12 protein-coding genes and 1 pseudogene are annotated in these 18,906 nt (G+C 71.5%); 8 read left to right on the top strand and 5 right to left on the bottom strand.

The features are described 5' to 3' along the window. The first annotated feature begins 277 nt into the window (after positions 1-277). The 8 genes from AC4IJH_RS13385 to AC4IJH_RS13350 are packed head-to-tail and all read left to right on the top strand — an operon-like array spanning position 278 to position 14,391. A complete protein-coding gene (locus AC4IJH_RS13385) occupies positions 278-2,008 on the top strand; it encodes a condensation domain-containing protein (protein ID WP_490851868.1) in 1,731 nt (576 codons plus the stop codon). Beyond that, positions 2,005-6,138 carry a non-ribosomal peptide synthetase gene (locus AC4IJH_RS13380; RefSeq protein WP_490851867.1) on the top strand — a complete coding sequence of 1,378 codons (4,134 nt, stop codon included), beginning with the start codon at positions 2,005-2,007 and terminating at the stop codon, positions 6,136-6,138. Before AC4IJH_RS13385 ends, AC4IJH_RS13380 begins: the two co-directional genes overlap by 4 nt. Further along, the gene (locus AC4IJH_RS13375; RefSeq protein WP_490851866.1) at positions 6,135-9,314 is read left to right on the top strand and encodes an amino acid adenylation domain-containing protein; all 3,180 of its coding nucleotides are present in this window, start codon (positions 6,135-6,137) and stop codon (positions 9,312-9,314) included. Before AC4IJH_RS13380 ends, AC4IJH_RS13375 begins: the two co-directional genes overlap by 4 nt. Next, positions 9,314-9,712, top strand: a complete 399-nt coding sequence (locus AC4IJH_RS13370; protein WP_490851865.1) for a nuclear transport factor 2 family protein — start codon at positions 9,314-9,316, stop codon at positions 9,710-9,712. Before AC4IJH_RS13375 ends, AC4IJH_RS13370 begins: the two co-directional genes overlap by 1 nt. Then, positions 9,696-10,487, top strand: a complete 792-nt coding sequence (locus AC4IJH_RS13365) for a hypothetical protein (protein WP_490851864.1) — start codon at positions 9,696-9,698, stop codon at positions 10,485-10,487. Before AC4IJH_RS13370 ends, AC4IJH_RS13365 begins: the two co-directional genes overlap by 17 nt. Next, positions 10,484-12,379, top strand: coding sequence for an amino acid adenylation domain-containing protein (locus AC4IJH_RS13360; RefSeq protein WP_490851863.1), 1,896 nt, complete (start codon positions 10,484-10,486; stop codon positions 12,377-12,379). Before AC4IJH_RS13365 ends, AC4IJH_RS13360 begins: the two co-directional genes overlap by 4 nt. Beyond that, entirely contained in the window at positions 12,376-13,605 is a 1,230-nt protein-coding gene (locus tag AC4IJH_RS13355) for a cytochrome P450 (RefSeq protein WP_490851862.1), read from the top strand. Before AC4IJH_RS13360 ends, AC4IJH_RS13355 begins: the two co-directional genes overlap by 4 nt. A gap of 33 nt (positions 13,606-13,638) precedes the next feature. After that, a complete protein-coding gene (locus AC4IJH_RS13350) occupies positions 13,639-14,391 on the top strand; it encodes a thioesterase II family protein (RefSeq protein WP_490851861.1) in 753 nt (250 codons plus the stop codon). On the opposite strand, the gene AC4IJH_RS13345 is transcribed toward AC4IJH_RS13350, so the two are convergent. The 5 genes and pseudogenes from AC4IJH_RS13345 to AC4IJH_RS13325 all read right to left on the bottom strand — a co-directional run bounded on the left by AC4IJH_RS13345 (position 14,371) and on the right by AC4IJH_RS13325 (position 18,801). Further along, on the bottom strand, positions 14,371-14,898 hold the full coding sequence (locus tag AC4IJH_RS13345) for a hypothetical protein (RefSeq protein WP_490851860.1): 528 nt from the start codon (positions 14,896-14,898) through the stop codon (positions 14,371-14,373). The genes AC4IJH_RS13350 and AC4IJH_RS13345 overlap by 21 nt on opposite strands. 187 nt (positions 14,899-15,085) lie before the next feature. Continuing rightward, positions 15,086-15,292 (bottom strand): annotated as a pseudogene (locus AC4IJH_RS13340) (hotdog family protein); the annotation flags it as partial. 3 nt (positions 15,293-15,295) lie between these two features. Continuing rightward, entirely contained in the window at positions 15,296-16,363 is a 1,068-nt protein-coding gene (locus AC4IJH_RS13335; RefSeq protein ID WP_490851859.1) for an acyl-CoA dehydrogenase family protein, read from the bottom strand. Further along, positions 16,363-17,532, bottom strand: coding sequence for an acyl-CoA dehydrogenase family protein (locus tag AC4IJH_RS13330; protein ID WP_490851858.1), 1,170 nt, complete (start codon positions 17,530-17,532; stop codon positions 16,363-16,365). The genes AC4IJH_RS13335 and AC4IJH_RS13330 overlap by 1 nt, the downstream gene beginning before the upstream one ends. A gap of 63 nt (positions 17,533-17,595) precedes the next feature. After that, entirely contained in the window at positions 17,596-18,801 is a 1,206-nt protein-coding gene (locus AC4IJH_RS13325; RefSeq protein WP_490851857.1) for a CaiB/BaiF CoA transferase family protein, read from the bottom strand. Between the last annotated feature and the right edge of the window lie 105 nt (positions 18,802-18,906).

Genomic DNA, 18,906 nt, shown 5'->3' with positions numbered 1-18,906 from the left:
ACCTTGCCCGCTCCGGGATAAGGGTGCCATAAACGCTGGCGAGGCGCGGACGCCGGGCTTCCGCCGTGGTGATGCTAACCACGAAACCCGGCCGAGTGCCACAAATATTTCTTGACGTTCCCATTTTCCTGCTTGATCTTGCCGAGCCCGACAGGCGTGATCTAGCATCCTCCGTACTGTTCGCGAAGCCGCGAATCAGCGGGGGCCTTTCTTTGTTACTGCAGAGTTTTCCATCACCGTGAAAGGTGAATCCCGCATGCCTGATTCTGATCGGCGCATGGATGCTCCGGCAATACTCTCCTTCGCACAGCAACGGCTGTGGTTCCTCGACCGGCTGCGGCCCGGGCGACCGGATCACAACGTCCCGGCCGCGGTCCGCCTGCGGGGCCGGCTCGACCAGGCGGCGCTGCTGCTGGCGCTGAGCGAAGTCGTGCGGCGGCACGAGGTGTTACGCAGCAGACTCGTCGTTGCCGACGATACTCCGTACCAAGTCACGGAGCCGGTCGAGACGTTCGTACCGGCGGTGTCCGACCTGGCGCACCTCCCGGCGGCGCAGGCCCGGGAGCGGGCGCGGGAGCTGGTGGCCGCCGACATGGCGGCCCCCTTCGACCTGGGCACCGCGCCGATGCTGCGGGCCCGGCTGATCCGCACCGCCGCCGACGACCACCTGTTGCTGCTGGTGATCCACCACATCGCCGCCGACGGCTGGTCGCTGTCGGTGCTGTGGCAGGAGTTCTCGGCCGCCTACCGGGCCGCCGTCGCGGGCCGTCCGGTCGCGCTGCCGGAACTGCCCGTCCAGTACGCGGACTTCGCCTGCTGGCAGCGGGAGCACCAGGCCGGAGCGGCGTTGCAGGATCAGCTCACCTACTGGCGCAAGCAGTTGGACGGTCACTGCCGTTCGGCATTCCCGACGGACCGTCCACGCCCCGCGCTGTGGTCGGGCCGGGGCGACCAGGTCGAGGTCGAGATCTCTGCGCACCTAACCGAGCGGATACGGGCGTTGGGCCGCACCCATGAGGTGACGCCGTTCATGACGCTGCTGGCCGCCTTCCAGGTCTTGCTCGCGCGGCACTCGGGACAGCCCGATGTGCTGGTGGGGACACCGATCGCCGGGCGCACCCGGATCGAGGTGGAGCCACTGATCGGCTTCTTCGTCAACACGCTCGTCCTGCGCGGCGACCTGTCCGGCGATCCCGCCTTCACCGAGGTGCTCGGCCGCGTACGCCAAGGCGCGGTGGACGCCTACGCCCACCAGGACGTGCCCTTCGAGCGGCTGGTGGAGGAGCTGCGGCCCGAGCGCGACCTGGGCCAGCACCCGCTGTTCACCGTCATGTTCCAGTTGGACGAGCCGCCCGCGCTCCCGGCCGACCTGCCGGGACTTGAGGTGAGCGACCATCAGGTCCCGCACACCATCGTGAAGTTCGACATCGAGATTTCGCTGACGGACCGCGGCGACCACTTCGCCGGCGCCATCCGCTACGCCACCGATCTGTTCTCCCGGGACACGGTGCACCAGCTCGCCCAGGACTACCTGTCCCTGCTCGACCACCTCCTCGGCAGCCCCGAGCGGCCGATCTCGGCGTGGGAGCCGCCTCAGGGACTGCGCGCGAGCGGATACGGCCCCGCCGCGCGGCCCGATAGCGAGCAGCCCGGACAGTCCGGCGCACCCACCGAGGCCGAGCAGCCCGACCCACCCACCCAGACCGAGCCGCCCGGCCCCACCGAGACCGAGCTGCTCGTCATGGAGATCTGGACCGAGGTGCTCGTTACCGCCCCGGTCGGCGTGCACGACGACTTCTTCGCGCTCGGCGGCCACTCCCTGCTCGCGTCCAAGGTCATGTCCCAGCTCAGCCGGACACTCGGCGTGGACCTTCCGGTCGCCCTGCTCTTCTACCACCCCACCGTCGCGGAGCTGGCCGACGGCATCGACGCGGCGCTGCTGGACGACCTCGGCACCGCCCCCTCCACCGCGGCACCGCTTCCCGCCGGAAAGGCCCAATACCCATGAAGGCGCAGCCCAGTCGTCCCCAGCCGGACGCACGGCCCGGCCCCGTACCGTCCACCACACGGGCCCTGCTCGACCAGCGCATCCGCGCGGCGCGAAAGAACACCGCAGCGGGCAGCACGGAATCGACGGTGCCGCCCCGCCCCGAGGGCGCGCAGGTGGCATCGTTCACCCAGGAACGCATGTGGCTGGTCGACCGCCTGCTCGACGACCCCGCGCTCTACAACGTCCATGAGGTCTTCCGGCTGCGCGGCCGGCTGGACGTGGCCGCCCTCGGTGACGGCTTCGCGGACCTGATCCGCCGGCACGAGGTCCTGCGTACCGTCTTCCCCGAGCGCGACGGACTGCCCAGCCCTTCCGTCTCACCGGCGCAGCCGTTCCAACTGGCCATGTCCGACCTGCGAGTTGGGCCAGTGGAGCACCGGGAGCAGCGCGCGCTCGACCTCGTCCACACCGAGATCCGGCGCCCCTTCGACCTGACCACCGCCCCGCTGCTGCGCGCATCGCTGCTGCGCATCGACGAGAACGACCACTTTCTGGTGGTGGTCGTCCACCACATCGCGGTCGACGGCTGGTCGATGCCGCTGCTGTGGGACGACCTGTCGGCCTTCTACCGCAACCGGACCGAGGGCCGGGAGCACGAGCTGCCGCCCCTGGCGATCCAGTACGCGGACTTCGCCCACTGGCAGCGGACCTGGCTCACCGGCGCCCGCCTTCAAGGCCAGCTGGACTACTGGAGCAGCCAGCTCTCCGGCGTTGCCCCGCTGGACCTGCCGACCGACCGCCCGCGCGGCCCGGTCCACTCGGGCCGGGGCGAGCGGACCACGTTCGAGATTCCTCCCGTACTGGTCGAGCGGCTGCGGCTGCTGGGTCAGCAGCACGGCAGCACGCTGTTCATGACGCTCCTCGCCGCCTTCCAGGCCCTGCTCTGCCGCTACAGCGGCCAGAGCGATGTGGCGGTCGGCACGCCGGTCGCGGGCCGTATTCGCCCGGAACTCGACCCGTTGGTGGGTTCGTTCATCAACACCCTGGTCATCCGGACCGATCTGTCGGGCGATCCCAGCTTCTCCGAGCTGCTCGCCCGGGTCCGCAAAACTTCCGTGGACGCCTACGCGCACCAGGACGTCCCCTTCGAACGCCTGGTGCAGGAACTGCGGCCGGAGCGTGGCCTCGACCGCAACCCGCTGTTCCAGGTGCTGTTCGCGAGCCTGTCCGACGCCGCCGCCACGCTGCGGCTGCCGGGCGTGGAGGCCGAGCAGATCGACGTCGACAACGGTACGGCCAAGGTCGATCTGAGCCTGGTGGTGGCCGACCGGCCCACCGGCACGACGGGCACCGTCGCCTTCGACACCGGCCTGTTCGACCGTGCGAGCGTGCAGCGGCTGGTCGGCCACTACCTGCGACTGCTGGAGAGCGCGTCGCAGGACCCCGAGTGCCCCGTCTCGCACCTGGACCTGCTCACCGACGCCGAGCGGGAGCGGCTGCTGGTGGACGCCAATGCCACCGAGGAGCCCTTCCCCGCGAACCTGTGTGTGCACGAACTGGTCGAGCGGCAAGCCCAGCTGACGCCCGGCGCGGTAGCGGTCCGCTGCGGCGAACAGCAGCTCACCTACCGCGAACTCGACGTCAGAGCCAATCAGTTGGCCCGCTGTCTGCGGGAGCGGGGCGCGGGCCCGGAGCGTCTGGTCGGCGTGTGTCTGCCGCGCTCGACGGACCTGGTCGTGGCACTGCTGGCCGTACTGAAGTCCGGCGCCGCCTACCTGCCGCTGGACCCGGACCTGCCCGCACAGCGGCTGGCGTTCATGCTCGACGACGCCGACGTACCGCTGCTGCTCACCCAGCGGTCGCTGGCCGGCCGGCTGCCCGAGAGCAGCGCCGCGGTCGTGTGGACGGACACCGAGGCGCAGCTGATCGCATCCCGGTCCGAGGACCGGCTGCCGCCGCTCGCGCGGCCGGCCCATCTCGCGTACGCGATCTACACCTCCGGTTCGACGGGCCGCCCCAAGGCCGTGTCGGTCCCGCACGAGGGCGTGGTCAACTACCTGGTGGTACGCGGCCGCCAGCTGGACCTGAGCGGGTCGGATGTCGTGGCCTCGGTGGCGTCGATCTCCTTCGACGTCATCGTTCCCCAGGTGCTCATGCCGCTGGCCTGGGGCGCGAGCGTGGTGATCGCCCCGTCGGAGGTGGCGGTCGACGGTCCACGGCTGGCTCGGATGATGCGCGCGTTCGGCGTCACCACGCTCATGGCCACACCCGCCACCTGGCATCTGCTGCTGGACAGCGGCTGGCAGGGCGGCCGCTTCCAGGCGATCTGCGTGGGCGAGCCGCTGCAGCCGCAGCTGGCCGAGCGTCTGCTCGGTGTGGTCTCCACGCTGTGGAACGGGTACGGCCCCACCGAGGCCTCCGTCGGCTGCGTCACGCGGCGGGTGGACGCCGAGCGGGATCTGCACCGCCCGGGCGGGTCCGTACCCATCGGCCGCCCGCTGGGCAACCTGCGGATCTATCTGCTGGACCGGGCCGGTTCCCCGGTGCCGGTGGGCGTACCGGGTGAGATCTACATCGGCGGCGTCGGCGTCACCCGGGGCTACGCCAACCGGCCGGGGCTGACCGCCGAACGGTTCGTACCCGACCCGTTCAGCAGGGGCAAGCGGCTGTACCGGACCGGTGACCTGGCGCGGTATCTGCCGGACGGCACCCTGGTCTTCCTCGGCCGGACCGATGAGCAGGTGAAGATCCGCGGGTATCGCATCGAGCTCGGCGAGATCGAGAGCGCGCTGTGTGCGCAGCCCGGTGTCGCCAGGGCGGCGGTGACGGTGCGGGGCAGCGGGAAGGACACCGAGCTGGCCGGTTACGTGGTGTGGCAGGACCGGCCCGGTGATCCGGCGGCCCTGCGGCGCTCGCTGGGCGAGACCCTGCCGGAGTACATGGTGCCCGCGACGCTCACCGCACTGGACCGGATCCCGCTGACCACGAACGGAAAGGTGGATCGCCAGGCCCTGCCCGCTCCCGCCCGGCGCGGCCGCGAGGTGTGCGTACTGCCGCCACGGGATCTGCTGGAGCTGCGGATGACCAGGATCTGGGCGCGGGTGATCGGCGCCCCGCAGGTCGGGGTGCGGGACAACTTCTTCGAGCTGGGCGGGCATTCGCTCAGCGCGGTCGAGCTGATGGAGGCGATCCGGCGGGAGCTGGGCGTCGCCGTACCTCTCAATACGGTGTTCCGTCATCCCACCGTCGAGGACCTGTGCGCGCAGTTGCCCAGCGCGTCGGCGGCGCTGCGGCAGCTCGTGGTTCCGCTGACGGAAGGCGACCGGCCGACCGAAGGCGACCGGCCGACCGAAGGCGACCGGCCTACGAGAGGCCAGCGGCACAAGGCGCCGCTGGTCCTGGTGCATCCGCAGAGCGGCGATGTGTGCTGCTACCTCCAGCTGGCCGGGCTCCTCCCCGCGGACCGGCCGGTCTACGGCCTGGAGGCCGTCGGCTACAACTCCGATGACCAGCCACTGGCCACCATCGAGGAGCAGGCGCAGCGCTACCTGAGGGAGCTGCGGGCGGCGCTGCCCGACGGCCCCGTTCTCCTGGCGGGCTGGTCCTTCGGCGGGCTGGTCGCCTTCGAGATGGCCCGTCTGCTGGAGGAGGCGGGGCAGCCGCCGGAGTTTCTCGGGATCGTCGACGTGGGCGCGCCCGGCTCCATGGACGGTTCCGGTGACCGCGCCGCGAGCGAGGCCGCCCGGTTCGCGATCGCCTCCGGGCTGCCGGCCCGCGCTGTCGAAGCCCTCGATGAGCGGGACGTCATCTCGCTGCTGCTGAACGACGCGCACACCAGGGAGCGGCTCCCCGCGCGAGTACGCGGCGAACAGGTGCAGCGCATGGTACGGGTCTTCACCGCCAACGGCGACGCCGTCCCGCGCTACCGCTCAACAGCACGTCTCCGTACGGCAGTTCATCTGTTCACGAGCCGCGAGACCCATCCCACGCTCGCCGGCCCGGCGGTGGTTCCCAAGCTGTGGCAGGAGCACACCCAGGAGCCGCTGAGCGTCATCGAGGTGCCCGGCAACCACCACGACATGCTCTCGCCGCCACACGTCGCGGCCTTCGCCGAAGCGCTGTCGGCCACGTTGGAGGAGCTCGGATGAGTGCCGCACACGAGGTGCCGCTGTCGTCGGCGCAGTCCGGGATCTGGTTCGCCCACCATCTGCGTCCCGGCAACTCCGCCTACAACACGGGTGAGTACCTGGACATCCCCGGCCGGATCGACGTGGAGCTGTTCGAGCGGGCGTTGCGCCGGGTGGCGGAGGAGACCGACTCGCTGCGCGTGCGCTTCACCGTGGGCGCCCACGGCCCTCGGCAGACCCTCACCCCGTCGCCCGACTGGACGGTGCACCACCTCGACCTCACCTCGGCGCCTGATCCGCTGCGAGCGGCCGGGGAGTGGATGCGCACCGACCTGTCCACACCCGTCGAGCTGACCCGCGGCCCGCTGTTCTGCCACGCCCTGTTCCAGATCACGCCGGACCGCTTCCTGTGGTACCAACGCGCCCACCACATCGTCGCCGACGGTTTCAGCATGTCGCTGATCGCCCGGCGGGTGGCCAAGACCTACACCCGGCTGGTCGAGGGCAGGCACAGCACGGGACCGGGCTTCGGACCGCTGAGCCTGCTGCTGGCACACGACGCCGACTACCAGACCTCCCAACAGCACGACCAGGACCGGGAGTTCTGGGCATCGCGGCTGGACGGCCGCCCTGATCCCGTCTGCCTCGCCGGCCGCTCGGCTCCGGCCTCGGACGGCTTCCTGCGGCGTACGAGCAGCCTGTCCGCGGCCACCGTGGCCGCGTTGCGGCGCAGCGCACAGCACGCCGGTGCGAGCTGGCCCACGGCCGTGATCGCGGTGGTCGCCGCGTATCTCCACCGCCTCAGCGGCGAGCGGGATGTCGTGCTGAGCATGCCGGTGACCGGGCGCACGGAGTCCTGCGCGCTCGCCATCCCCGGCATGGCGGCGAATGTGGTGCCGCTGCGGCTGCGGGTACGTCCCGAAATGCCCCTGTCCGCGCTCGTACGGCAGACGGCCGCGGAGATCGGCGCGCTGCGCGAGCACCAGCGCTACCGCAGCGAGGACCTGCACAGGGAGCTGGGCCAGGACCCCTCGGAGCGGGTGCTGTTCGGCCCCGTCGCCAACATCATGTCCTTCTACTACCACCTGGAGTTCGCCGGCCTGCGGGCCACCGCCCACAACCTGTCCAACGGGCCGGTCGAGGATCTCTCGTTCTCCGTCTACGACCGGTCCGACGGCACCCGTCCGCGCATCGACCTGGACGCGAACCCGGCGCTGTACTCCGAGGCCGAACTCGCCGCCCACCACCAGCGGTTCCTGCGCTTCCTGGACTCCGTCACGGCCGCCGGAGCCGATCTGCCGATCGGTGCTCCGGACATCCTCACCCCCGAGGAGCGGCACCGGACGATCGTGGCGGCCAACCGCACCACCCAGCCGCTGCCGTACACGACCGTGCCGCAGGCCTTCGCGGCCTGGGTCGCGCGCACTCCCGATGCGACCGCCGTGACCTTCGGTGACACCACCCTTTCGTACGCCGAGCTGAACGCCCGCGCCAACCAACTGGCCCACCGACTCGCCTCGTTGGGCATACGTGACGAGAGCACGGTGGCCGTTCTCATGGAGCGCTCCGTCGACGTCGTGGTGGCGGTTCTGGCGATCAGCAAGGCCGGCGGCGCCTACGTACCGCTGGACGCCCGCTCGCCGGTGGCCCGCCTGCGGCACGTCCTGCGCGAGACCCGCGCGGCGGCGCTGCTCACTCACCGGGCCACTCAGGACCATGAACTCGCCTGCGGCATACCGGTCGTTGTCGTCGACGCCGACCCCTCCCTCACCGAGGAGCCGGACACCGATCCCGCCGTTAAGCTGCGCCCGGACCACCTGGCGTGCGTCCTGTACACCTCGGGTTCCACCGGCACCCCGAAGGGCGTGGCCCTGAGCCACCGCAACGTCATCAGCCTTACCGCGCAACGGTGTTGGCAGGGCGAGGCGGGCGGCCCGCGGGTCCTCGCACATTCCCCGCACGCCTTCGACGCCTCGACCTACGAGTGGTGGGTGCCGCTGCTCAACGGGGGCCAGGTCGTCATGGCCCCGCCCGGCGAGCTGGATCTCGCGGCCTATCACCGGCTCCTCGTCGGTCACCGGGTCAGCGCGCTGTGGCTGACGGCCGGGCTGTTCCGGGTGTTCGCCGAGGAGTCCCCCGGCTCGCTGGCACAGGTCGCCCAGGTGTGGACCGGCGGGGACATCGTGCCGGCCGATGCGGTACGGCGGGTGCTCAAGGAGTGTCCGGACTCCGCGGTCATCGCCGGGTACGGCCCGACCGAGGCCGCCACGTTCACCACGCGCCGGGTACTGCGCCCCGGACGGGCCGTGCCCGACGTCGTGCCCCTGGGGCGGCCGGTGGACAACCGGCGGGTGTACGTGCTGGACCAGGCGCTGGCGCCGGTGCCGCCGGGGGTGGCCGGAGTGCTGTACGTCGCCGGTGTCGGGGTGGCGCGGGGGTACCTCGGCAATCCGCGGCTCACCGCGCAGCAGTTCCTGCCGTGCCCGTTCGGCGAGCCGGGCGAGCGGATGTACCGCACCGGCGATGTGGTGCGCTGGAGTCCCGAGGGCGAACTGGAGTTCCTCGGCCGGGCCGATGACCAGGTCAAACTTCATGGTTTCCGTATCGAGCTGGGCGAGATCGAGGCGGTGCTCGCCGGCCATCCCGGTGTCGCCCAGGCCACCGTGGTGGCCCGTACGGAGGCCTCGGGCACCAAGCGGCTGATCGGCTACATCGTGCCGAGCGGGGAGTCGGGTCCCGATATGGCGTCGCTGCGCGAGCACGCCACCGCGGTGCTGCCCGACTACATGGTGCCCTCGGTGTTCGTCCCGCTGGACAGCTTTCCCCTGACGCGACGCGGAAAGATCGACCGCGCCGCGCTGCCGACGCCGGACAGCGCACCCGCACCGTGCGGGCAGCGCCCGAGGACTCCGGTGGAGCAGGCCGTGTGCGCGCTGTTCGCCGAGGTGCTCCAGATACCTCAAGTGGCCGTCGACGACGGTTTCTTCACGCTGGGCGGCACGTCCCTGCTGGCCACCCGGCTGATCAACCGGGTGCGGGTGAGGTTCGGCCGTGAACTCACCCTGGGCGCCCTGTTCCAGGCACCGACGCCGGCCCGGCTGGCCGCGGCGCTCGACAGCGCCCCGGACGCCCAGGCCGTACCGGATCTCTCACGGCGCACCCCAGCTCGGACAGCGATCACAGGGAGCAGTTCGTAATGGTCCACACCGTCCCCGATTCCGAGGGCACTCCGGCGGCGGAAGCGCTGGCCGTGTCCCAGGTCCGCCGCTACTACCAGCTCGTCGACGCCGGAGATGTGCCCGGTCTGGTCGCGCTGTTCACCCCGGACGCGCACTACCACCGGCCCGGTTACCGGCCGATGGTCGGGCACGCCGAACTGGAGCGCTTCTACCGCGACCAGCGGGTGATCCGTACGGGCGAGCACACCCTGGCCACCGTGGTCGCGGCCGACGGCGCGATAGCGGTGCACGGCCACTTCCGCGGCGTACTGCACGACGGCGGCCGGGTAGAGCTGCGGTTCGCGGACTTCTTCCGGATGACGCCGCAGGGCCGCTTCTCCTCGCGGGACACCTTCTTCCATGTCCCCGCGGTCTGAGGCGGTGGCCGCGCCCGGTGGCGCCGCGCACCGCACCCTGCGTGTCGACCGCCGCTACAACGGCCCGCCGGACAGCGCCAACGGCGGTTACGTATCGGGGCTCGTCGCGGCGCGGGCGCGCGAACTGCTGGCGGCCGACGGCGATCTCGTGGTGCAGCTGCACGCCCCGCCGCCGCTGGGGGCCGACCTGCGGCTGTCCCGGACCAGCAAGCGCGTCCATGTCTGGCACGGCGGCGACCTCATCGCGACCGCGTCACCCCAACCATCGGTGGCCGCCCCGGTGACGTTCGTGCCGCCTGCCGTCGCGGAGCAGGCCATGCGCCATTACGCGGGCGCCCGGGCCCATCTCTTCCCCACCTGCTTCGTGTGCGGTCCCGATCACCGGGACGGACTGCGGCTGGCTCCGGGCCCGGCGCCCGGGCCGGCGGATCAGGTCGCGTGTGTCTGGACGCCGGACGCGGCCTGCGGCGACGGGACGGGAGCGGTTGCCGAGGAGCTGGTGTGGGCGGCGCTGGACTGCCCGGGCGGCTGGACCCTCGACCCGCTGCGCAGCCCGCTGCTGCTCGGCCGGATGACCGCCCGGGTCTCGGCCCTCCCGCGCGTCGGTGAGCCCGTCGTCGTGGTCGGCCGCGGCGTACCCGGCGACGGACGCGTCCTCACCTGCACCACCGCACTCTTCCGGCACGACGGGACCGTACTGGCCCGGGCCGCCGCGAGCTGGGTGCGTACGACCCCGACGGGGACAGATCAGGACAGGAAAGTGGGAAGCAGTTGACCAAGACGGCCTTTACCACCGATATTCCGGGGTTCACCGGCAGCGGCCGGCCGCCGTTGGAGGCACGGGCCATTGATGAGCTGGTCGCCGAGCAGGCGCGGCGGGCCCCGCACGCGCCCGCGGTCACCTGCGACGGGCAGACCCTGACGTACCAGCAGCTCTACGACCGCGCCCACCAGCTCGCCGCGCGGCTGCGGGCGGCCGGGATGGCGCAGGAGGATGTCGTCGGGGTGCTCGTACGGCGGTCGCCGGAGCTGATCGTGGCGCTGCTCGCCGTGCTCATCGCGGGCGGGGCGTACCTCGGGCTGGAACCGGACGACCCGCCGAACCGGCACGAGCTGCTGCTCCAGGACGCCGGTGTGCGCAGGGTGATCGTCGAAGAGGCGCTGCGGGACCGGGTACCCGACGGGATCCTCGCGGTACGGGAGGACGGCCCGTCCCCGCGGCAGGGCGCCGAGCCGGCGCCTGCGGCCTTCCCCTCCCACCCGGACCGGCTCGCGTACATCAGCTACACCTCGGGGTCCACCGGGGAGCCCAAGGGCGTCGCCGTGGCGGCCCGGGGGGGGGACCGCCTGGTGCGGGGCGCGGACTGGATGGAGATCCGCTCCGGCGACGTCTTCTTCCACATCGCGCCGGTCGCCTTCGACGCCTCCACGCTGGAGATCTGGGCACCGCTGGTCAACGGCTGCCGCCTGGTCGTCTTCCCGCCGGGTGCGCTCGTACTGGAGGAGGTGGCGCGCACGGTCCGCGCCGAGGGCGTGAGTGTGCTGCTGCTGACGACCGGGCTGTTCCATCAGATGGTGGGCTCGCACCTGGACGCGTTCGCCGCCGTACGGCACGTCCTCACCGGGGGTGATGTGGCCTCGCCGAGCCATGTCGAGCGGCTGCTGGCCACGTACCCGGGCCTGGTCTTCACCAACGGGTACGGGCCGACCGAGAACACCACGTACACGACGTGCTGGACGAGCAGCGCCCTCGCGCCGCGGCAGAGCGTGCCGATCGGCGGCCCGGTCAGCGGGACCCGGGTCGCGGTGCTCGACAGCGAGCTGCGGCCCGTACCGCCGGGCGAGTGCGGTGAGTTGTACGCGGCCGGGGCGGGGCTGGCGCGCGGCTATCTGGGCCGCCCCGGCGCCACCGCCGAGCGGTTCCTGCCCGATCCGTCCGGGGCGGAGCCGGGGGCCAGGATGTACAGGACCGGTGACCTGGTGCGCTGGACGGACGAGGGCACGCTGGAGTTCGTCGGGCGCGCGGACGAGCAGGTCAAGGTGCAGGGCTATCGGGCCGAACCACGGGCCGTGGAGGCCGAGTTGGAGCGGCTGGACCAGGTGCGGCACGCGGTCGTGCTGCCGCAGGCCGATCCGGCCGGCGGCACCCGGTTGCTGGGCTATGTGGTGCCCACCGATCCCGACGTGCACCGCTCGCTCCACCTCGGCCGGCAACTGCGCCAGGAACTGCGCGGCAGACTGCCCGGCTATCTGATCCCTTGGGCCATCCTCATCCGGCCCGAGCTGCCGCTGAACCGCAACGGCAAGATCGACCGCCGGGCGCTGCCCACCGCTACGCGCGTGCCGCGGAATGTGGCCAACGAGTTCGTCGCGCCCGATACCGCGGTGCAGCTGCGGCTGGCCGAGCTGTGGGGCGAACTGCTCGGTGTCGAGCCGATCGGGGTCGAGGACGACTTCTTCGACCTCGGCGGACACTCGCTGCTGGCCACCGACCTGCTGGTCGCCGTCCAGCGCGCATTCGACGTGGACATCCCCGCCCAGACCCTGTATCTGTCGCCGACCGTCGCGGAGTTGGCCACGGCGGTCGCCGCACAGATGCCGACGCCGGGTGCGGGCGAGCCTGCGGAGCCGGTGGCCGACGGACCGCGGGAGGGACACTCCTCATGACTCCTCCGGCCACGCGGTGCCCGGTCACCGCGGCGCAACAGGTCGATCTGATCGACCCCGGCCTCCACCAGGGGGACGGGGCCCACGCGGTGTGGCGTCAGCTGCGCCGCCATGCCCCGGTGAGCTGGCAGCCGGTCCGCGACATCGGCTACTGGTCGGTCGTCGGGTACGCCGAGGCCAACCGGGTGCTGCGCGACCACGCCACCTTCACCTCCGAACAGGGCACGCTGCTCAATCTCCTGGGCAAGGGCGACCCAGCGGGCGGCAGGCAGATGGCGGCGACCGATCCGCCGCAGCACACCCGGCTGCGCGGCCCGCTGCAACAGGCCCTGTCGATCAAGGCGGTGGACAACGACCGGGAGGAGATCCGCCGCGTCATCGTCGAGCTGCTCGCCCCGCTGGCCGACGGCGGCCCGTTCGACTTCGCCGTGGCCATGGCCGCGATGCCGATGGCGGTGATCGGCACGATGATGGCGCTGCCCGAGCAGGACTGGCCGCGGCTGGTCCGGCTCACCCACGCGTGCATCGCGGCCGACGACCCCGAGTTCCAGCTCGGCGCCGGAGCGCGGGCCACGCTGGTGACGGCCCATCGTGAACTCTTCGCCTACTTCCAGGACATCGTCACCGAGCGGCGGCGCTCACCGGGTGACGACCTGATCAGTGTGCTGCTGACGATGGAGCTGGACGGGCGGCGGCTGTCGCCGGGCGAGATCGTCTCCAACTGCTACAGCCTGCTGCTCGGCGCGACCGTCACGACCGCCCAGCCCCCGAGTGCGGCCATGGTGGAACTGGCCGGGACCCCGGTCCTCGACGACTGGGCGGCCCACCCGCAGCTGCTCACCAGCGGCGTGGAGGAGGCGCTGCGCTGGGCCTCGCCCACCCAGCACTTCATGCGCCACACCACCCGCGACGTGGAACTGCGGGGTGTGCCGATCCCGGCGGGCAGCGCGGTCGTCGTCTGGCTCGGCTCGGCCAACCGTGACGAGACCGTCTTCCCCGACCCGGACACCTTCGACATCCGGCGCAGGCCCAACAAGCACATCGCTTTCGGCGTCGGCGCGCACTACTGCATCGGCCACACCGTCGCACGCGTAGCGCTACGGATCCTGTTCACCGAACTCCTCGGCCGCTTCACCGACTTCCACCTCACCGGCACCCCGCGCCGCATGCGCTCCAACATCATCGCCGGCTACACCCATCTGCCCCTCACCGCCCGCGCCCGCTAGGAAGCGACCGCCGCCATACGCGAAAGGCCCCCCGTGAACGCCCCAGCTCCCCCTGCCCGCAACAAATGGTTCCTGCGCGAGCCCTCGCCCGTAGCGCCCGCGCGCCTGTTCTGCCTGCCCTATTCGGGGTGCGGCGCGAGCATGTACCGCCACTGGCCGGCGTCGATCGACGGCGTCGAGGTCTGCCCCGTACAGCTGCCCGGCCGCGAGAACCGGATGCGCGAGGCGGCGTACTCCACCTACGAGGCGATGGCCGACGACCTCGCCGAAGCGCTGCTGCCCTACCTGGACCGCCCCTACGGGCTGTTCGGCCACTGCGGCTCCGCACTCGCGGCGTACGAAACCGCCGTACGCCTCGTCCGAAAGGGCCTCCCCGCCCCCACCCGGCTCTTCGTCTCGGCCGAAGTGGCACCCCAGGACGGCCCGTACGGCCGCTTCCTCGACATGACCGACGACGAACTCGCCGCCGAGCTGTGCCACCTCGTCGCCGAACTCGGCGGCACCCTGGAGCCGAGTCTGCTCGCGCTCTACCTGGGCGTCCTGCGCCGTGACGTCGACATGAACAAGCGCTACCACGTACCCGAGCCCTTCTGCCTGCCCTCCCCCATCACCGCCATCGGCTGGACCGAGGACACCGGCATTCCCCCGTCCCTCATGACCGGCTGGTCGGCCTGCGGCCCGACGGCCTTCCACCAACTGGACGGAGGGCACTACCACTTCATCGACGCACCGAAGGAACTGCTGGCAATCCTGGCCGCGGATCTCCTACCTGCCCCCGCCCGATGAAGCGGCCTTCGCCTCCGAAGCCTTCGCCCCCGAAGCCTTCGCCTCCGAGGCCTTCTTCTTCTCGAAAAGGCCAGCGGCATGCTTATCCAGCAGCTTCTCGTACTTCACACGCAGCCCTTCTCCCAAGGTGGTGTGCCGAATAATCTCGATGCCGCTCTTCGGGTTCAGCATGTGGCTCTCGGAGAGGAGGACGCGTGCCTGCGTGAAGTTCTGCCGGTTCGCGACCCGCATCATCTCGTGGCGGCTCTTCTTTCCCTGCCCCTGGAAGTGCTCGGGATTCTTCTCGATGAGCTGCTGCTGACGCGCGAACTCGGGGTGACGCAGCTCGTCCGGCTGGTTCACATAGTGGTCCACATGCATGGAGGGGCTGTACTCGCCCGCCCGGAATCTGTCGAGCGTCCGATCGTGCAGCCCCTGAGCCTCCCGCTTCAGGAGCCCCTTTCTCCGGCGTTCCGCGTGCGCGTTCAGCCCGCTCTCCCGTGCGGACTCGACCTGCTCCTTCGTCACACCAGGGCCGGACGGGACGAGTCCACGGGGAGGGAGCGACAACGGATCCGCGACGTCACCGCCCTTCCAGACACTGCGGACATGGACGAGATTCCTGGCTCTCATGGACCAGGGCGGGCTCTTCGCTGAGCTCTACGAACTCGCTCAAGACCGGTAGACGCCGCCTGGTCCGCGCGGAAGAGGCGGATCACTCGTAGGAGACGCTGACGATCTCCGCGACGCAGACCGGCTTCGTCCCGCCCTCGCGTTCGACCGTCACCTCGGTCACCAATTGCAGACCACCGGTCTGCTCGGTGACCTCGGCGAGCCGCGCTTTGGCGCGCGGTCGCGAGCCGGCCGGGAAGGTGGCGGGGAAACGTACCTTGTTCAGGCCGTAGTTGATCCCCATACGGAGGGGTCAGGGTGTGGTGGTGAGGGCGGGCCACAGGGTGGTGGCGGTGAGGGGCTGGGCGAGGCGGGGTGCCCAATAGGCTTCGTCGCCGTCTTCGTCGCGCCAGGACCACAGGCGGGTGGTGGCGAGGTGGAGCGGGTTGAGCCGGGTGATGCCGATGGCGCCGTGCAGCTGGTGGGCGATGCGGGCGATCTCGGCGGCCGAGGCGGATGCCTGGGTCTTGGCGGCGGCTACGGCGAAGTGCGCGGCGGGGCCGCCGGTGTCCAGCGGGACGGCGGCGGCCTCAACCACGGCGCGGACCAAGGCGGCTTCCTCGATCAGCCGCGCTTCTTCCTGCTTGACGGCCTGGAAGCGGCTGAGCGGTCGGCCGAACTGGGTGCGGGCGGTGGTGTGGGCGACCGTCAGGCCGACGCAGCGTTCGGCGGCTCCGGCGATCAGGGCGGAGCGGGCCAGGGCCGCGCGGAGCCGGGCCTCGTCGAGCAGTTCGGCGGAGATCCGGCGGACGTGGGAGGCGGGGATCTCCAGGGCGGCGAGGTGCAGGTCGTCGCGGGGTTCCTCGGCGAGGTTGGCACCGGGGGTGAGGACGGCCTGGTCGGGGGTGAGGGTGAACAGGGCGGGGCCGAAGGGCGCGGCGGCCAGGACGACCACGGCGGTGGCGGCGCGGGCCCAGGGGACGCGGCGCAGGGTGCCGGTGACCAGCAGGGTGTTGTCGTCACCCAGGCAGCCGGCCGAGCCGACGGGCGAGGCGGCCGGGTGTGCGTAGCGGATCGTCAGCTCGGGGGCGATGGCGTAGCTGAGCGGGCCGTCGGGCACGGCGAGGCCGGCGCGGCGCAGCAGGGGGCGGGCGACCAGGGCGGTCTCGGCGAGCGGGGCGGGGACGGCGCGGCGTCCTGCTTCCTGGGCGGCGGCGAGGAGTTGGGCGGTGCAGGCGCCGCGGGACGGGAGGGCCACGGCGTCGGGGGCGGTGGTGTTGGTGACGGTGGAGACGGCGTCCGCATCGGCATAGAAGGCGGTGGTGTCGTAGGCGTCGGCGGAGATGACGGGGGCGCTGGTGTCGATCGTGTGGGTGTTCATCAGTGCTGCTCCAGACCACGGGTGATGATGCCGCGAAGAATTTCGTTGGTGCCGCCGCGCAGCGTGTAGCCGGGGCTGTGCAGCAGGGCGAAGGCGAGGAGTTCGGGGTGGGTGCCGGGGGTGGCATGTGGATCGGCCGGGGTCGGCAGGATGCTGCGGACGGTCTCGACCAGCGTGCCCTCCAGGCGGGTGCCCAGGTCCTTGACCAGGGCGGCCTGGGTGTCGGGCGAGGCTCCGGCGTCCAGGGCCGCGGCCACGCCGAGAGACAGCCGGCGGATGCTGTGCAGACGGGCCGTCAGGATGCCGACCTGGGTGAGCTGTTCGACCGTGGCCGAGCGCTGCTCCAGTTCGCGGAGCAAGGAGACCAGCAGGGGGAAGGTGGACAGGTAGCGCTCCGGGCCGCTGCGCTCGAAGGCGAGTTCGCCGGTGACCTGCTTCCAGCCGTCGCCCCGCTGTCCGAGCAGCATGCCGTCGGGGACGTGGACACCTTCGAAGTGGCAGGCGTTGAAGCGGTGTTCGCCGCTCATCAGCCGGATCGGCTCGACCCTGACGCCCGGAGCGCGCAGGTCGACGACGAACTGGCTGAGACCGGCGTGCTTGTCCTCGGCGTCGTCGGTGCGGGCCAGGACAATGGCGTAGTCGTTGACGTGGGCGCCGCCGGTCCACATCTTGGTGCCGGTCAGCCGCCAGCCGTCGGCGGTGCGTTCGGCGCGGGTGGCGACCGAGGCCAGATCGGAACCGCTGCCCTTCTCGCTCATGCCGATGGAGAAGAAGCACTGCCCGGCGGCGATCCTCGGCAGGAAGAAGCGGCGCTGCTCCTCGGTGCCGTGCTGGAGGATGGACGGGCCGGCTTGCCGGTCGGAGACCCAGTGGGCGCTGACCGGGGCGCCGGCCGCGAGCAGTTCCTCGATCACCACGTAGCGCTCCAGGAAGCCGCGGCCCGCGCCGCCGTACGCGATCGGCAGGGCCATGCCGACCCAGCCCCGCCCGGCCAGGCGGCGGCTGAAGTCGGAGTCCCAGCCGGCCAGCCAGGAGTCGGGGCGGCCGAGCACGGTGCCGCGGGCGCGCTCCTCGTCGAGAAACGCGCGGACCTCGGTGCGGAGCCGGCGGGCCGATTCGGGCAGGGCGACATCGGGGAATGCGATCGCTGAAAGCGTCGAAGGAGACATGGCTTATTCGCTTCCGGTTCGGTGTATCGGCGGTGGATATGCGTTCCTGGTACGGGAATTCGGTCAGTTCGCGGGGTACAGCAGGCAGGGGTCGAAGCCGACTTCGCCAAGGACCTCGTCGGTGTGCTGGCCTATGGCCGGGCAGGGGCGCAGCCGCGGCTCGGGGTCGGCCGAGTAGCGCACCGGGCTGCCGATGACCCGGTAGCGGCCCTCGGTGGGGTGCTCGGCCTCGTACAGCAGGCCGCCCTCCTGGGCGTAGGCGGTGGTGGCGGCGGAGGCCAGGTCGAGCACCGGGGCGGCGGCGATGCCCGCCCGGTCGCAGAACTCCTGCCAGTCGGCGCTGGTGTGCAGCGGCGTCAGCTCAGCGAGCAGCGGATAGAACTGGTCGGCGTTGCGGGCCCGGTCGGGGCCGGTGGCGAAGCGCGGATCGGCGGCCAGTTCGGGGCGGCCCACGAAGGCGGTGAAGTCCCGCCAGTTGCGGTCGCTGTGCGGCAGGATGCACATCCAGCCGTCGGCGGTACGCAGGGCACGGCGCTCGGGGCTGAGCGAGCGGGCCGAGCCGAACTCCCCGTCGGCCTCCAGGGCGGCCGCGCCCAGGTGCTCGACCAGGTTGAAGGCGAGCATGGTGTCGGCCATCGGGACCTCGATGTACTGGCCGGTGCCGCCGTGCTCCCGGTAGTGCAGCGCGGCCAGTACCGACTGGGCGATCTGCATGCCGCAGATCTTGTCGGCCAGCACCGTGGGAACGTAGTGCGGTTGGCCGCAGACCTGGTGGTTGAGCCAGACCAGGCCGCTGGCCGCCTGGATGATGTCGTCGTAGGCGGCGTGGGTGCCGTAGCGGCTGTCGCTGCGGAAGCCCTGGGCGCCCGCGTAGATCAGGCCGGGATTGACGGACGCGACGTCGTCGTAGCCGAGGCGGAGCCTGTCCAGGGCCTGCGGGCGCAGGTTGGTGATGAAGACGTCGGCGGTGCGCAGCAGGGCGAGCAGGGCATCGCGGCCGTGCGGGGCCTTGAGGTCGATGGCGGCACTGCGCTTGTTGCGGTTCAGGTTGAGTGCCGGGCCGCCCATGCCGGGGTGGCGACGCGGCGGGTAGTGGCGCGTCATGTCGCCCGTGGGCGGCTCGACCTTGATCACGTCCGCGCCGAGGTCGCCGAGTTGCTGGGCGGCGTACGGGGCCATGATCACGCTGGCGAGTTCGATGACGCGGACTCCGGCAAGGAGCCCGCGGCCGGACGGGCCGCCCGGTGTCTCGGAGATCGTCTCGGACATCTTGCGGTGCCTCCTGGGGTATCGGGCGGGGCGGGCGAACGGTAGTGCGGTACGGGGGGGGCGGACAGTTGGTGTCGTGCCGGGGCGGCTCACTGACCAGCGGAC

The organism is Streptomyces sp. UF-297, from assembly GCF_058245575.1.
The sequence above is the reverse complement of the archived record's forward strand: the minus strand, read 5'-3'. Positions and strand labels throughout refer to the sequence as shown.